At 39.3% G+C, this 15,005-nt stretch carries 11 protein-coding genes; 7 read left to right on the top strand and 4 right to left on the bottom strand.

The genetic code is table 11. The features are described 5' to 3' along the window. Positions 1-9: 9 nt before the first annotated feature. On the top strand, positions 10-1,155 hold the full coding sequence (locus tag ACUXV0_RS04545) for a DUF2971 domain-containing protein (RefSeq protein ID WP_446191882.1): 1,146 nt from the start codon (positions 10-12) through the stop codon (positions 1,153-1,155). 255 nt (positions 1,156-1,410) lie between these two features. On the opposite strand, the gene ACUXV0_RS04540 is transcribed toward ACUXV0_RS04545, so the two are convergent. From ACUXV0_RS04540 to ACUXV0_RS04530, 3 genes are all read right to left on the bottom strand, one after another. After that, complete coding sequence (locus ACUXV0_RS04540) at positions 1,411-1,869, bottom strand: hypothetical protein (protein WP_446191881.1); 459 nt, start codon at positions 1,867-1,869, stop codon at positions 1,411-1,413. 62 nt (positions 1,870-1,931) lie between these two features. Beyond that, entirely contained in the window at positions 1,932-2,951 is a 1,020-nt protein-coding gene (locus ACUXV0_RS04535; RefSeq protein ID WP_446191880.1) for a hypothetical protein, read from the bottom strand. Positions 2,952-3,284: 333 nt separating this feature from the next. Then, the gene (locus ACUXV0_RS04530) at positions 3,285-3,527 is read right to left on the bottom strand and encodes a hypothetical protein (RefSeq protein ID WP_446191879.1); all 243 of its coding nucleotides are present in this window, start codon (positions 3,525-3,527) and stop codon (positions 3,285-3,287) included. Between the two features lie 496 nt (positions 3,528-4,023). Between ACUXV0_RS04530 and ACUXV0_RS04525 the strand changes: the two genes are divergently transcribed. From ACUXV0_RS04525 to ACUXV0_RS04515, 3 genes are all read left to right on the top strand, one after another. After that, on the top strand, positions 4,024-5,274 hold the full coding sequence (locus ACUXV0_RS04525) for an alpha/beta hydrolase family protein (protein ID WP_446191878.1): 1,251 nt from the start codon (positions 4,024-4,026) through the stop codon (positions 5,272-5,274). 194 nt (positions 5,275-5,468) lie between these two features. Continuing rightward, positions 5,469-7,466: a glycerophosphodiester phosphodiesterase family protein gene (locus ACUXV0_RS04520; RefSeq protein ID WP_446191877.1), complete on the top strand. Its 1,998-nt coding sequence runs from the start codon at positions 5,469-5,471 to the stop codon at positions 7,464-7,466. 51 nt (positions 7,467-7,517) lie between these two features. Then, positions 7,518-8,936, top strand: a complete 1,419-nt coding sequence (locus ACUXV0_RS04515) for an SDR family oxidoreductase (protein ID WP_446191876.1) — start codon at positions 7,518-7,520, stop codon at positions 8,934-8,936. An 18-nt stretch (positions 8,937-8,954) separates the two neighbouring features. On the opposite strand, the gene ACUXV0_RS04510 is transcribed toward ACUXV0_RS04515, so the two are convergent. Continuing rightward, a complete protein-coding gene (locus ACUXV0_RS04510) occupies positions 8,955-10,250 on the bottom strand; it encodes a rhamnogalacturonan acetylesterase (RefSeq protein ID WP_446191875.1) in 1,296 nt (431 codons plus the stop codon). Positions 10,251-10,433: 183 nt separating this feature from the next. Here ACUXV0_RS04510 and ACUXV0_RS04505 point away from each other — a divergent pair, with 183 nt between their 5' ends. From ACUXV0_RS04505 to ACUXV0_RS04495, 3 genes are all read left to right on the top strand, one after another. Next, a complete protein-coding gene (locus tag ACUXV0_RS04505; RefSeq protein ID WP_446191874.1) occupies positions 10,434-11,492 on the top strand; it encodes a sensor histidine kinase in 1,059 nt (352 codons plus the stop codon). Beyond that, entirely contained in the window at positions 11,482-12,165 is a 684-nt protein-coding gene (locus ACUXV0_RS04500) for a LytR/AlgR family response regulator transcription factor (protein ID WP_446191873.1), read from the top strand. The genes ACUXV0_RS04505 and ACUXV0_RS04500 overlap by 11 nt, the downstream gene beginning before the upstream one ends. Before the next feature lie 191 nt (positions 12,166-12,356). Next, positions 12,357-14,969: a TonB-dependent receptor domain-containing protein gene (locus ACUXV0_RS04495; protein WP_446191872.1), complete on the top strand. Its 2,613-nt coding sequence runs from the start codon at positions 12,357-12,359 to the stop codon at positions 14,967-14,969. The last annotated feature ends 36 nt before the right edge of the window (positions 14,970-15,005 follow it).

The raw sequence follows: 15,005 nt of genomic DNA, 5'->3' as shown, positions 1-15,005 counted from the left end.
TTAGCAAAAATGACAACAAGACTTCCGAATAGGATTTATCAGTACCAAAGTTTCAATGAATATTCTTTACAAAACCTTAAAAATTCTGAGATTTACTTTAACTCTCCACTTAACTTTAATGACCCATATGATTGCCTTCATACTGTAAAATATGATGAGCTTTCAATTGAATTGTTAAGTAACCTTCATGGAAAAGCCATGAAAAATTCTGAATTGATAGGATTAACACGAAGGCTTTTAAACTTTGAAATATCTAAACCTGAATTAATCTTATATTTCAGCTTACTTTATGATAATTCTGTTGATAAAGGTAATAAAAATGCATCGGGCAAAAGTGAATATATTTTGCAATTAACATCGGCATTGGAAGATGAGTCTAATTTCAAAGAATTAAACAAACAAGAAATCAAAAAGGTCACTATCACGTCTCAGAAAACTGTAGAGAGGACTTTAAATAGCTTTCAAAATGAAATGGTGCATGAACATGGAGTGTCATGTTTTACTGAAATAAATAATGATATTTTAATGTGGGCGTATTATTCTCAAGGTCACAAAGGGCTTTGTTTGGAATTCGATACTAGTTTTGATCCATTTAATGATCTAAAAAAGGTTAGATACGTGAATGAAGCTCCTGTTTTTAACCCTTCGAGTTTATTGGATATCGAAAATGAGCAAATTTATGATGATAACTTTATTGAAACTTTTTTGGCAACCAAACATCAAGTGTGGGAAAGAGAAAGGGAGTGGAGGCTACTGCATAAAAAGGCGGGTACTAAATTTAGATATGATCAAAAGGCTTTAACTGGGATTTATTTTGGTTCAAAAATGGATTCCGCAACTAGAGAGATATTAATAACCATTTTAAAGGCTCAAAATCCTTATGTAAAATTCTACAAGATGGAAAAGAGACGTCAAGAATTCAAGGTTCACCCTGTCGAAATTTATTATTCAACTCCAATGGAGGTCCAAAACTTAATCTTGTCAACTCTATTAGATCTTTTTCAGGATAAGCCATTTGCTTTAGATGATTTGAAAAACGAAGATAGATTCAATTATATATCTGAGGATAATCTAAATATTCACATCAATACATTAATTGAGAGGGATATACTCAAAAATGAAGATGGGCAAATCAGATTTAATTTAAATTCTTAATGCCCTAATGATTTAAAACTTATTAGATAGCCAAAAATCTTCAAGCAAAGAAGAGGGTTATGACTTCGCTTAACCTGAGACTCGGTTAAAATCTTAATAATCTAAATCCCTTCATGTTTGAATGTTTGGAATTCCCGAAATCGTGAAACATTAAGGAATTAAGAAAAGTTAAGAGCTTTTGAGTTGAGAATAAGGTTTTGACTTTGCTCAACCAGAGATTTGAACTAAGAGCCTCTTAAAACGAGCAAACCAGCATCATTTTCTATTCATTTCAGCAATGACGACATCAGACTGGAAGAAAAGTGATGGATGATAAAAGGCCAGTTCCATGGATCTCATAGAATACTCGAAATACATTTCAAGTTGATAGTCCTGATTCCCATTAAATTGTAGCAAATCAACATTTCTTTTTCGAATGATTTCCAGAGTATCTATTGAATTCTCCTTTCCTGAAAACTCATCAAAGAAGAGCTGCACCTCCACAAGGTTGGTATCAATTCGATAGATATCCATATTAATAAAGTGGAAATATTCATTTTTGTCGCTTGGTAAAAATTCTCGAACCAGGCCTTGAGAAAATTTGATCTGCCGGGCTTCATAATGGCCTTCTACTTCAAGGGCAAAATCTCTAACTTCTTCAGGGATACCCTCCCATATTTCGCAGGAATTGAATAGAAAAGAGAGAAGTATAGTGGATTTTTTTAGAGATAACATTTGAAGGACAAGTTAATCAAAATTCGAATGAAATTGGATCGGTTCAAGAAGTAAACAGTTAACTACTCTGTGTAAGTAACATAGATTTTAACAGTTTTTCCAACGTGCTCCTGCGGTGCCGCTCCAATCGTTACTTCATTGCGGAAATATATTTTTATATCGTAATACTTTTGAGCATAGGTTAAGCTACCGATTGTACTATAAGAAAGCATAACCGATATATCTAGAATTTTATCGGGGTTTGCCGGAAGACCCACGAAATCAGTAAGATAGCCGGTAGTGTCTGCAATTGTAGCTGTCCCAAGCCAGGTTTTAATCTTTGGTGCTTCAGAGTCGCTTCCAATTTTGGCATATCCATCCTCTAAAGCCAATCCAACTTGGTTATTGGTTTGAAATTGCATAAGCCCGGCGTCTGTGAAGTGCATGATCCTTCCTGAATTTAAAGAATCTACCGTGCCAAATTCGAGAGTGGCTAAAGGCATGGTCGTTGGTGCCTTGATTTCCATCATGGTGAACCCCTTTCCTGTTAACGTAAACTTTCCACTGCCCCTGATATTTAGTATATCTCGATCCGATCCTGAATTGATCAGCCGGAATTCATCTTCATCGGTATTTGCTCCATTTGCAAAACCTCTCAAATCCCAGTATCGGCTTCCAGGAACCAGCGTTTCTCCACCTGCTGGCCCTGAGTTTTCCAAGGTGGACTGTCTGAAGCGGATCGAGGCCGCTCCATTTGCAGTTGCCTCATCCAGCAACAGGTGAGGGCCTTTTTGACTTTGCAAACTACTTCCCGGTCCGCCTTCATGACGAATATGTAGCTTGGCATGCTCAGAAAAAGTGTAGGGAGAAGTGATTCCAGGCCCTGATTTATAGCCAACCCCGATACCCACTTTATGATTTTGACTGGAATCCAGATGGATAAGAGGATAATTGCCGGTGCCTAGCCAAAAAGGCTTATTACCCGAGGTGTTGACGCCAGCCGTTTTATTAACCCCAATCTTTTCCTCCTCAGGTGAAAATGTGATCTGTGCCGCTGCTATTTGACATAGCAATACTGCAAAAAAAGTAAACCTTAGTTTCATGATCTTTTTAGGTTAGGTTTTAAATGACAAATTTAGTGAGCCCGCAAAGGCAAGGGCATCGTGTAATTAGGTAAAAAAGATCAAAGATCGTCACCCAAAGCTTTCATCCTGAATTTGGTGAGGGCAGATTGATGGTGGGTACGGCGAAACAGTTCTTCCATTTGTCTCACTAATTCAGGTTCATCATTAGCCAGATTATGGAGCTCTTCAGGGTCGTTTTTGAGATTGTATAACTCAATTTCCAGATTTCCTTCCTGAATATTTTGACGAATAGCCTTCCAGTCTTTCTCAGCCTACTTGGTTAATTTATAGTGTGTGGACATTTCGCTGGAATTATTCGCTTACAACCTCATCAGCGATCTCTTGAATAGTTTTAGAAGAAAGTGGCTCAGATTCAGCCGATTTGATTCTTTTAGTTAATAAGTTTTCCAGTTCGTTCCAGGCCACTTGCTCTTCCTCTTCAAGAGTAAACAGCTTTTCGAGGATGTAGTCTTTAATGGACTTTCCTTGCAGAACGGCCAAGGCCTTAATTTGACGATGCTGTTGCGGGGTAATTTCAACACTTAATCTACTCATATTACAAAAATAAGCTATTTGTGTAAATGAACAAATGTTCATTTGGTATGTGGGCGTAGATTTTAATGTTAGATTCTGTTTTTACCTCAAGGGGAGGGTTTCGGTCCGTTTGGCCTGACGATTTACCGTCATAAAGTTATCCTAACTACTCAAACTGTTTTCATTTGCTAATCTAAGGGCGTAGCCGAGAACGGTCTGCTGTGAGAAAGTTTGATGAATATACTTCGTAGAAAGGTTTCGACTCCGCTCAACCGGACATACTTTATGTTTTTCTCTGTGTCAGTTCGAGCGTAGTCGAGAACAGTCTGCCGTGAGTTAGTTATATGACTATTCTTCGTGTAGAGGGTTTCGACTCCGTTCAACCAGACATCCTAATCTCTTGAGAGTAATATTGAAATCTTGTCTTAAAGAACTCCTATCCAGGGTTCAAATATTTCCCAAAAAATCGCCAACTTTAATGCATTGAAATAATAACATCAACCTTTACTAATTACCTATGAAAACCCTATTGAAAACACTCATCTTGCTGATGAGCGTAAACTTATTATTTGCTCAGGAGTTTCTTACTGGCGATGCTTTACCTGATGCACCGGAGCTGGCTGCCAGAGGGCCGCATAAAGTAGGAGTGAGAACCATTCAGTTCATCCACAAAAACCAGCCAGATATATTAAATGCCAAAGAAGGAGTGGCTCCACTATATGATCGTGACCTCACTGTAGAGGTATGGTATCCTGCCGAACTTATGGAGGGTCAAACGGAACTCGTTACCTATCAAGAGGTAATGGGGACAAACGGTGACGAGAAACGTCCATTGATACCTTTCACTTTTCAAGGAAGAGCTGCACGTGATGCGAAGGTTTCAACAGGTAATTATCCCCTGGTGGTGGTTTCACATGGGTATGTGGGTTCAAGATATCTCATGACTTACCTTACAGAAAACCTAGCCTCTAAGGGCTATGTGGTGGCGGCTATAGATCATAAAGAGTCTACTTTTAGAGATGCTGCCAGTTTTACAAGTACCTTAATTAATCGCTCGCCAGACATACGTTTTGTTCTGGAGCAAATGAAAGAAACTGTAGGAGAGGCTGCTTTTCTAAAGGAAAGAATAGACAAAGAGAACCTTGCCATTATTGGCTACTCCATGGGCGGCTACGGAGTGTTAAATGTGGCAGGAGGAGCATACAGTAAAATGTTTAATCAGGGTTTTAAACAGTTCTCAGGTGGTACGGACTTATTATCCCCTTTGGTAGAAGGAAATGAGAATTTAAAGGCTGTGCCAGAAGGTTTAAAGGCTGTGGTGGCAATGGCTCCATGGGGCAAAGAACGCATGGTGTGGAGTGCCGAAAGCATAAAAGGACTACAGACTCCAACTTTATTTATAGCAGGAGATAAAGATGATATCTCTGGTTATGAAAAAGGTATCAAAGCCATTTTTGATGAAGCGATAAATGCCGAAAGATACCTTTTGACCTACGCCAATGCTCGACATAATGTAGCACCAAATCCGCCTCCAGCGGCCACATTACAGCCTGGTTTGCATTTTGATGAATACTACCGTTACGCTGAGCCTAGCTGGGATATGCGTAAAATCAACAATATCAATCAGCATTTTATTACTGCTTTTCTGGATGCCCGTCTTAAAGCTAAAGACACAAGCGAATTCTTTGTTACTCCTGAAGACGGTACCGAAATGAAAGGATTCAAACCACGCAGTATGACTGGTATTAGCCTTCAAAAAGGAGAATAGTACCGCTCGATAACTTCTCCTCAAGAAGACGCAATCTGGCATTATTCTTTGGGCTCTAAAAGCAATTGTTGAGTAGTACAGAAGAGTAAAACGTGCTTTTAAAAAACAATTTCTTTTGGGGCCTAATTTTCATAAGCCTGAGTTCATTTGGGCAGATATGTGATTGGAATCAGACCGATTTTAGTCGGTGTGGAGTGAAGGCTATTGCCCATAGAGGGTATTCGCATTATTTTCCTGAAAACACGCTTCTTGCCTTAGAAGAGGCCTTTAAACTGGGAATAAAGCTGGCAGAGGTAGATGTAAACAGCACTCAAGACGGTCGTCTGGTGCTTTTTCATGATCAGCCGACCATGCATCGTACCTCCAATGGTCAAAATTTTATAGAACGGTCCACCTTTGAAGAAATAAGTCAGCTGGATTATGGTACCTGGAAAGATGAAGCCTTTGCCGGTACACCAGTTACGCCTATTGAAGATGGCCTATTGCTTGCAGAGCAATATGACGCTCAACTCTACCTAGATACCAAAGGATTTCATCCTGAATTATACGCTCAGGCTCTTCAGAGCACTGGTGTGAGTCCAATACGTTTTTGCCCAGCCATGGGCAAACGAGAGGAAATAGAAGAGTTTAAGAGCCTATGTCCTCAAACTCCTTTTGTGTTTTTTGGCAGCTGGATTGTATTGGAAGAAATGCTACCTGAATCCGAGAGAACTGGCAATGAATTGTCGATAAAGGAACTAGCGGAAAATGATTGTCAGGCAGTTGAAATCTTTTTTGAAACGGCATTAAATAACACGCCTGAATTCCAAAAGCTACGTGATCTATTACATGTCCGGGGCATAGAATTATGGGTATTTACCACTAATGATTCTGAGCAATTCAAGAAAATTGCAGATGTAGGGGTAGATGGAATAGAAACCGATTTACCATGGGAAATGTCACGAATGTATTGTGAAGGTATGCCTATCAAAACTCCCATACCGGGCAGAACTACGGGTAACTGGAATTTTGAAAACGGAACTACTTATGGCGTAGGAGTTGGGTCCCAAATGCTTTCTTTCAATTTTGACGATTCATTTGCTGAGCAAAGTTATACTATATCCTCATCAAGTTCTTTTGGGCTTCCTCAAATTGAAAACCAGGATGTGAACGTTATGGCTGTGCCGGCTTTAAGACCCGGCAATGGTCTCATGGTTTATACCAACTTTACACCAACAGGCTATGCGGATCTTCATTATGACTATACACTCATTATGGACATTTTCTACCCTCAATCGGCGGTGGGTAAATGGGTAAGTTTAATCCAAACCAACCCAGAGAATTTTAATGATGGCGATTTGTTTATTGACCCGGAAGGGGATGTTGGTATCAATAATGACTACCATGGACCGTTAAATGTAGGTGAGTGGAATCGCTTAATTTTCTCAGTAACTCGTGAAACCATTGTCAAGTATATCAATGGCGAATATGTGGGTTCAAATGAAATAGAAGGTAATAGGTGGTCACTGATTAATAATTTTCCTGGTGGGAATAAGCAAGGCTTTCATCTGTTTGCGGATAATGATGATGAAACGGCGGAGATGTTTCTTAGTGCTTTGCAAATCAGAAACTATCCTGTAAGTCAAAATGAAGCGGAGCGGTTAGGTGAGGTGAAGGCTGAGGGAATTAAGAACATGAATAGCACTTTATATGATATTAGTAGCTCAGACTTAAGTCAAAATTCTCTTTTGATAGATCGTTATAATCAGATTATATATGTGGAAGGAGGAGAATTATTGGATCCTCGTTTAAACTTCGTTTACAGACATTCTTATGATGGAACTGATGATTTAGTTAAGGCCGGCAACTATGATATTTCACATGATGCTATTCGGGTTTACGCTGAAGACGATTACTATTTTACAGATTATAATTTCTGCTATCAGGGTAAACTTTTCCTGGCCACAGAAGAGCACTTGGAATCATTTGAGGTATACCCTAATCCATCTCGTGGGAAGCTGACTATTCAACGAAATGAGGCTTCTACTGCCAAGGTCAATATACTCAATTCTACAGGGCAGCATCTCTCAAATTATGACTTAAATACACAGTCTGGTGACTTTGATTTAAGCGAATTACATGATGGACTGTACTATATTTCTGTAGAGTCAGAAGGGCATGTCACTACAAAAAGATGGGTAAAACAGAACTAATGTGAGCTATATCTAAAGGAACGATATTTTTCGATATCACCTTAAAAAGATATGAATGTTCTTCTTACAGGTGCCACTGGGTATATAGGCAAACGTTTACTGCCGGTTTTGGTTGAAAATGGTCATCAGGTGGTATGTTGTGTGAGAGATAAGGATCGCTTTAGTCCACCAAAATCATTACGGGATCACATAGATGTGGTGGAGGTTGATTTTCTGAAAGAAGAAACCCTGGCGAATATACCCGAGGATATTGATGGTGCTTATTATCTGATCCATTCCATGTCTGCCTCTTCTGATTATGCCGAAATGGAACGTAAATCGGCAGAAAACTTCAGGGAAAGCCTGAATAATACTAAGGCCAAACATGTCATTTATCTTGGTGGGATTATCAATGAGGATGAGTTAAGTAAACATCTTTCATCCAGGAAGGCTGTGGAAGAGGAGTTAGCCAAAGGTCAATATCATTTTACTGCATTAAGAGCTGGAATTATTATTGGTTCAGGAAGTGCATCATTTGAGATTATCAGAGATCTTGTGGAAAAGCTTCCTGTAATGATCACCCCCAAATGGCTGAAAACTCGCTGTCAGCCGATTGGTATTTATGACGTTATTCAATTTCTAAGTCAATCACTCTTTGCAGAGCAAACCTACGATCAGGACTTCGATATAGGTGGGCCAGATGTTCTGACCTATAAGGAGATGCTGCTGCGATTCGCTAAAATCAGGAAGCTCAAGCGTTACATTTTTACCGTGCCTGTAATGACGCCAAGATTATCTTCTTATTGGCTCTATTTTGTGACTTCTACTTCGTATAATCTCGCTAAAGCCTTGGTAGACAGCATGAAAGTGGAGGTGATATGTAGAGACAGGCGAATCAATGACTTACTGAATTTGGAGCCAATGAACTATACGGAGGCCTTGGAAAGGGCCTTCAGGAAAATAGAATCAAATGCAGTAGTCTCAAGCTGGAAAGACGCATACACCAGTAGCGGTTTTGAAAGTGATATCTCTGATTTTGTCAATGTACCAACATTTGGATGTTTTGTTGACAGGCGAGTCAGAAAGCTGAAAAACAGAGAAAAAACCATTGCAAAAATGTGGGCTATCGGTGGTGCAAATGGCTGGTATTATGGCAATTGGCTTTGGAAGATCAGAGGTTATATGGACAAAGTGGTAGGTGGAGTAGGGCTTAGGCGTGGACGGACATCAGCTATAAGCATCAATGCAGGTGACGCTCTCGACTTCTGGCGTGTGCTGTATGCCAAAAAGTCTGAAGGTAGATTGCTACTGCTGGCAGAAATGAAGTTGCCCGGGGAAGCTTGGCTGGAGTTTAGAATTGAAGATGATGAGATCATTCAAACAGCCACTTTCCGTCCATTGGGCTTACTGGGCAGGTTGTATTGGTATGCAGTTTTGCCCTTTCATGGCTTTATTTTCAAAGGAATGATTGAGGCTATAAATGTGGATTAAAAACTTATCGTTTATACTCTAATTGCCATCTGGTACTTCCAAAACTTCAAACCTACTTTCCGGAAAGTCAAACTTAGATATGGGCAAAGGATTTTCGGGATTAAAGTCTTTAAACTCGGGGAAGATAGAATTCGCTAAGCTTGGAATTTTATCATCGATTTCACTTGCTACCGCCTTAGCTAAAAGATAGGCCCCATAATTACTAAAATGTGTATTGTCTTCAATAGCCTCTGTTTGTCCGGGAAAGGTATTGGCTTTCACATGAACGAAGGCCTTTTTCGACTCTTCTTTACTTAGTGTTTCCCAAAGTGTTTTACTGATTTTATTCAGATCTATTAAGGTAACATTCTCCTCCTTAGCTAATTGTCGCATGGCCTCAGGGAAATCACCTAGAGTGTTGATGATCTTCTCGTTAAGGTCAAAATTCCTTCGGTGCATAGAAGTGACCAGCACTGGGGTAGCCTTATAACTTCGTGTAGAATCTATAAAAGCTTTCAAAGTCTTTTTGTATTCAATAAAAGGTCTGTAATTCTTTATTTTTTGATCATTATGGGCAAAAGCTATGAAAAGGAAATCTCCCGGTTTAATCTTAGATAGGATTTTTTTCAATCTGTTTTCATGAATAAAACTCAAACTACTTTCACCTGATTCAGCATGATTTGCCACTACTACACCGTCATGTTTCAACATAGCAGGTAACATCTGTCCCCAAGCCGTGTAGGGTTCTTTTTGTTGGTCTACTACTGTGGAGTTGCCAGCCAGAAATATGGTTTTATATTGACCTGTCAAAGGTTTAACACGGATAGACCTTACCGAAGGATTGACTCCACTAAATTCCAGAGTAAGCTTATGATCCCAATGATTATAAGACAGTTCCCTTGGCTTAAGGCGAACCGCGTCAGATGTATTTTCAATTGTAGAATTCCGAACATTGACCAGAAATTGAATGATAGAATCCTGCCTTGCTCGGGTTAAAACAGGACCTGCCATCCATCTCCTGTTTTCTGCTTTAATAAAGGTTCTGGAATACTCTGAAGTACCACCTAAACCGATTTCCACTTCATAGTTGCCTTCCGGAAGATCAAATTCAAATAGGAAAGATTCTTCAGACCTACAGTAATCATCACCGAATTCTAATTCTGAATTGTTTCGAACAAAGCCATAACCTTTGCTTTCAGTATAAAATTGTGCTTGATCAAATTGAAGACCATTCGCTAAAGTCGTCTCTGGTTGTGTACCAAAAATGAATTGTTTCTGTGTGTAGGAGGGTTGAAATAAAAAAAGCAGCGGAAAAAGGCAGAGATATTTGTTCACTGAATTGAATTCTTTCAGTAAAATTAATTTCTGTTTTACAGCTCACCGTCATAGGGTAAAGGGCATTTAAAGAGCATCAATTTTTAGATTCAAAATATTCTATTTGGAGAAAACAGTTTAAGAGAAGCAAGCTTTGACATTTCCCATTTTTACTACCTTTGGTAGGCAAACCCTAAGGCAATTATGTTTCAGAGAACCAGCAGATCAAGCCTATTCCATATCATCACATGGCTGTTTATTTTCAGTCTGCCTTTTTTGAACTATATCTTTAAACCAGATGAGCTGCTTGATGCCAATGTGGTTCTCATGTTTGTGCCATTGCTTTTTACGGCCTTTCTCTGCTTAATTTTCTACACCAATTTACTTTTAGTTGCACCAAAGCTGCTGAATCGCACCTATTGGTGGCTTTATATACTGATGGTGATTTTGGGCTATGTCATTTTCTACTACTATAATGTAGGTGTTTTTAAGTTCATTATTATTCCTCAAATACCGGAAAGCGAACGCCCCAAGCCCGCTCCAAATGAGGAATGGAGAAATGCCTTTCGTTATGCCTTACCTTTTCTATTTTACGTAGTTACTCTGTTGATTAGTAATATACTGCACTTTTTAAGCGAACAGCGTAGAGAGAAAGAGCTGAACAGAAAGATAGAATTTCAGCGTGTGGAGGCGGAGTTGAACATGTTGAAACTACAGATAAGTCCACATTTTTTGTTCAATACACTCAATAACATTCGATGGTTGGTGCGTAAGAAATCAGACGATTCTGAAGAGTCAATTATCAAACTTTCAGAGGTTCTTCGCTATATCATCTATGAGGTAAATTCTGAAAAGGTTAGTGTAAAACAGGAGGCAGATCACCTCAGAAATTTTATCAGTTTACACACGCTTAGAATTGCGGCAGAGGCCAAAATTACTTTTGAGGTAGAGCCAGCTGTAGAAATGGAACAAGTGGCACCGCTGCTTTACATTCACTTTGTAGAAAATGCCTTCAAATATGGAGTGGATGGTAAAAACACGCCTGAAATTGAAATACATATCTCCAAAACTCAAAATGGAGTGTTTTTCACGTGTAGAAACAAGATTTTGAACCCTGGAAATTCTTTAGAAAACGAGGGCGTAGGTATTTCAAACGTCAAAAGAAGATTAGAGTTACTTTACCCTGACCAATATGAACTAAGTATTACAGAGCAAAATGATTATTTCGATGTCTCACTAGAATTAGATACTCATGTCCATTAAATGTATTCTGATCGACGATGAGCCTTTTGCTTTAGAGATACTGGCAGATGATCTGCAGAGTTTTGATGATATAGAGGTCTTAGAAACATTTACAAACCCACATGAGGCCCTAGATTATTTGACCGTGAATACGGTGGATCTCATATTTTCTGACATTCAAATGCCCGAAATGTTGGGTACAGATTTGCTTCGCAAACTAGAGAAACCTCCTCTCTTTATTTTCACTACGGCCTATCATCAGTATGCGGTAGAGGGTTTTGAATTAAATGCCATAGACTATCTGATGAAGCCAATTCGTAGAGAGAGGTTGGCCTTATCTCTGGAGAAGGTCAGAAGTCAAATGAAACTAATGGCCGGTGGTGGAGAAGAGAAGGAAAAACCTTCGGTTACCATTTCTGTTGAGTATAAAAAAGTAAAGCTACTCCATGAAGAGATTCTTTATATAGAAGGCCTTAAAGACTATGTCAAAATCTATCTGCTAAATAGAGTTCATCCTGTGCTCACTCGTAGCAATTTAAAAGGGATGATCATTAAAATTAATTCTTCTAAATTCCTTAGAATACACAATTCTTTTGTGATCAATAAAGATCATATTCAGGCTCAGAATAAATCGACAGTTAGAATCAATAATCAAGATTTACCCATCGGTAATTCTTACGCGTCTGCACTTTAAAAGGGACTTTTAGGTCTGTTATAACTCTCTGTTTTATTGTTAATTAGGTGTTGGAGTTGCTCATCGGTATACACTTTTTGTCTATCGGTATACACTTCGGGTTTTCGGTTTTGTAGCTGTATTATTCTCTGGTAGGTTTGTATCAGAAAAAAACGGGAATACTCCCGAACCTCTATAAAAATAATACAAAAATGAAAAACAGAATTCTAACACTATTATTGAGCATCGTGGCGTTCAGCACCATGGCTCAGTTTCCTGGAATGCAGCCAGGTGGACAAATGAAAGATCCCGAAAGAGGGAAGGTTACCGGTAAGGTAATTAATGAAGAAGGACAGCCGGTAGAATTTGCTACGGTAGTCATTTTCAAATCAGTATATGACAGCACTTCTCAGAGTTTTGAAGATGTGGTTTTTAAAGCTCAAAACTCAGGAATGGAAGGTGAGTTTTCTTTTGATGGTTTACCAATGATGTCTCCGATCAAACTAAAAGTTAGCTCGGTAGGCTTTAAGGAATTGGTAGTACCGGTTCAGTTTGACAGACCAGGCCCTTCTCTGTTCAAAGGAATGACACCAGGTAAAGCTCCTGATATGGAAACTATTCAGAAAATTATGGCTGGTTTCAATAAAGAGTTAGGCGAGCTAACGCTGGAAACTGATAGCCAAATGCTGGAAGGTGTGACCGTAAAAGCTGCCAAAGCTTTAATGGAAATGGATATTGACAAAAAGATATTCAACGTAGAGAAGAACATCGTTACTGCAGGTGGTACAGCAGTAGATGTGATGAGAAATATACCATCACTTCAGGTAGATATTGATGGAAATGTGAAGCTGAGAAATGCTGCTCCTACTTTATTTATTGACGGTAGACCCACTACTCTTACATTAGATCAAATTCCTGCGGATGCCGTAGAAAAAGTAGAAGTGATTACCAACCCATCTGCTAAGTATGATGCTTCAGGTAGCATGGCGGGAATTCTAAATATTGTCTTGAAAAAGAACCGTAAATCTGGTTTTAACGGAATGGTGAATATCGGTGCTGACAACTACAGTGGAGCCAATGCCATGACTACATTGAGTCTGAGACAAGGTAAAGTAAACCTTTCTGTGATGGGGATGGGCATGAAACTAGGAAGACAGTCTGAAGGCTACAGTGAGCGTACTAGTACTATTGGTGGAATTAATGCCAATTCATATCAGGATATCACTTCACAAACCAGCGGCCAGATGGGCTTTGGTAGAGTAAGCTTAGATTATGATTTGACAGACAAGTCAATGCTGACCGTAGCGGGAATCTTCGGTGGAGGAGACTTTAATCCTTATGAAGATATTCTTATCACCAATAATATCAATGGCGTTATTTCTAACTCAAACAGACTATCTGAGAGCAACAGACAATTCAGACCAAAAGGCTTGCAATTGGGCTTTTTACAAGACTTCGCAAAAGATGGAGAAAGATTGACAGTAGACTTTAACTACTTTGGTGGTACTAACGCAAACGACGGTTTATACACTACGAACTATTTGACAGACGGTGGTCAGATTTATGGTACACAGATTCAGAAGAATATAGGGGAGGGGAGCAATAGATTCATCACTGCTCAAACTGATTATGTTTTGCCATTCAATAATGGAGGAAAGTTTGAAACTGGTTTAAGAGCACAGATCAATACGCTTTCAAATCTGAACACCAACACACTGAAAGCGGTAGGTTCTGATGTTTATGAAGACATAACATCGGCTTCTATCAACTTTGATTCTGATAATAGCGTTTATGCAGCTTACGCCTCATTTAGCGGAAAAATAGGGACTACATTCTCTTACCAGACAGGATTGAGAGCCGAAAGCTCCTTCTATACTGGTCAGCTATTGAACAATGGCCAGGAGTTTAGCAATAGCTTCCCGGTAAGTCTGTTCCCTTCTCTATTCTTAAGCAAAGAACTTTCTGACACAGATCAGTTACAGATGAGCGTTACGCGTAGAGTAAACAGACCAAACTTCTTTCAGTTGATTCCGTTTGTAGATTACAGCGATAGCCTGAATATTACCAGAGGTAATGCAGACCTGGTACCTGAGTTTACCACCTCAGCCGAGCTATCTTATAGCAAAACTGTAGGAACGGGTACTTTCTTAGCCTCTACGTACTACAAGCATACAAACAATCTGATTACCAGATACCTAAATCAAGAGGTGAATCCGATCAGCGGAAATCTGGATCTGATCAATACTTATGTGAATGCTAACTCTAGTGAGAATTTCGGGGTAGAATTAACGTATACCAATAAGATTCTTCCTTGGTGGGATTTCACAGCCAATGCGAATGTTTATAACTCAAGAATCAATACAGAGAATATTGAGAGTGCAATTGCTCAAGACCCAATCTGGACAGCTTTCGGTAAGGTGAATAATAACTTCAATCTGAAGAAAAACTGGGTGGTGCAACTTTCTGGTGACTATCAGGGAAAAACAAACCTTCCGGTTTCACAAGGTCAGAGTTTCGGACCTCCACAAGCAGCACAGAGTTCTTCTCAAGGGTATATCGAGCCGTTTTACGGAGTTGATTTAGCAGTGAAAAAGAGTTTCTTGAAAGACAATGCAGCATCACTTACGCTTTCTGTAAACGATGTGTTTAGAACAAGAGGGAACACTCAGATCTCTTACGGTGAAGGTTTTTCTCAAACGTATTATCGTCTGAATAACCCACAGATGATCAAGCTGAACTTCTCAATTCGTTTTGGACAGATGGACATGAAGATGTTCAATAGAAAGTCTAATCCGGGAGCGATGGAAGGAATGCAGATGCAATAGAGGTTAAAAGAAGTAATAGTAATTGAAATGCCTGCC

The sequence above is a fragment of the Jiulongibacter sp. NS-SX5 genome (assembly GCF_052828545.1).
The sequence above is the reverse complement of the archived record's forward strand: the minus strand, read 5'-3'. Positions and strand labels throughout refer to the sequence as shown.

Coding starts and splice junctions, on each gene's coding strand:
- ACUXV0_RS04545 (WP_446191882.1), top strand. CDS start 10: ATGACAACAAGACTTCCGAATAGGATTTATCAGTACCAAAGTTTCAAT.
- ACUXV0_RS04540 (WP_446191881.1), bottom strand. CDS start 1,869: ATGTTATCTCTAAAAAAATCCACTATACTTCTCTCTTTTCTATTCAAT.
- ACUXV0_RS04535 (WP_446191880.1), bottom strand. CDS start 2,951: ATGAAACTAAGGTTTACTTTTTTTGCAGTATTGCTATGTCAAATAGCA.
- ACUXV0_RS04530 (WP_446191879.1), bottom strand. CDS start 3,527: ATGAGTAGATTAAGTGTTGAAATTACCCCGCAACAGCATCGTCAAATT.
- ACUXV0_RS04525 (WP_446191878.1), top strand. CDS start 4,024: ATGAAAACCCTATTGAAAACACTCATCTTGCTGATGAGCGTAAACTTA.
- ACUXV0_RS04515 (WP_446191876.1), top strand. CDS start 7,518: ATGAATGTTCTTCTTACAGGTGCCACTGGGTATATAGGCAAACGTTTA.
- ACUXV0_RS04505 (WP_446191874.1), top strand. CDS start 10,434: ATGTTTCAGAGAACCAGCAGATCAAGCCTATTCCATATCATCACATGG.
- ACUXV0_RS04500 (WP_446191873.1), top strand. CDS start 11,482: ATGTCCATTAAATGTATTCTGATCGACGATGAGCCTTTTGCTTTAGAG.
- ACUXV0_RS04495 (WP_446191872.1), top strand. CDS start 12,357: ATGAAAAACAGAATTCTAACACTATTATTGAGCATCGTGGCGTTCAGC.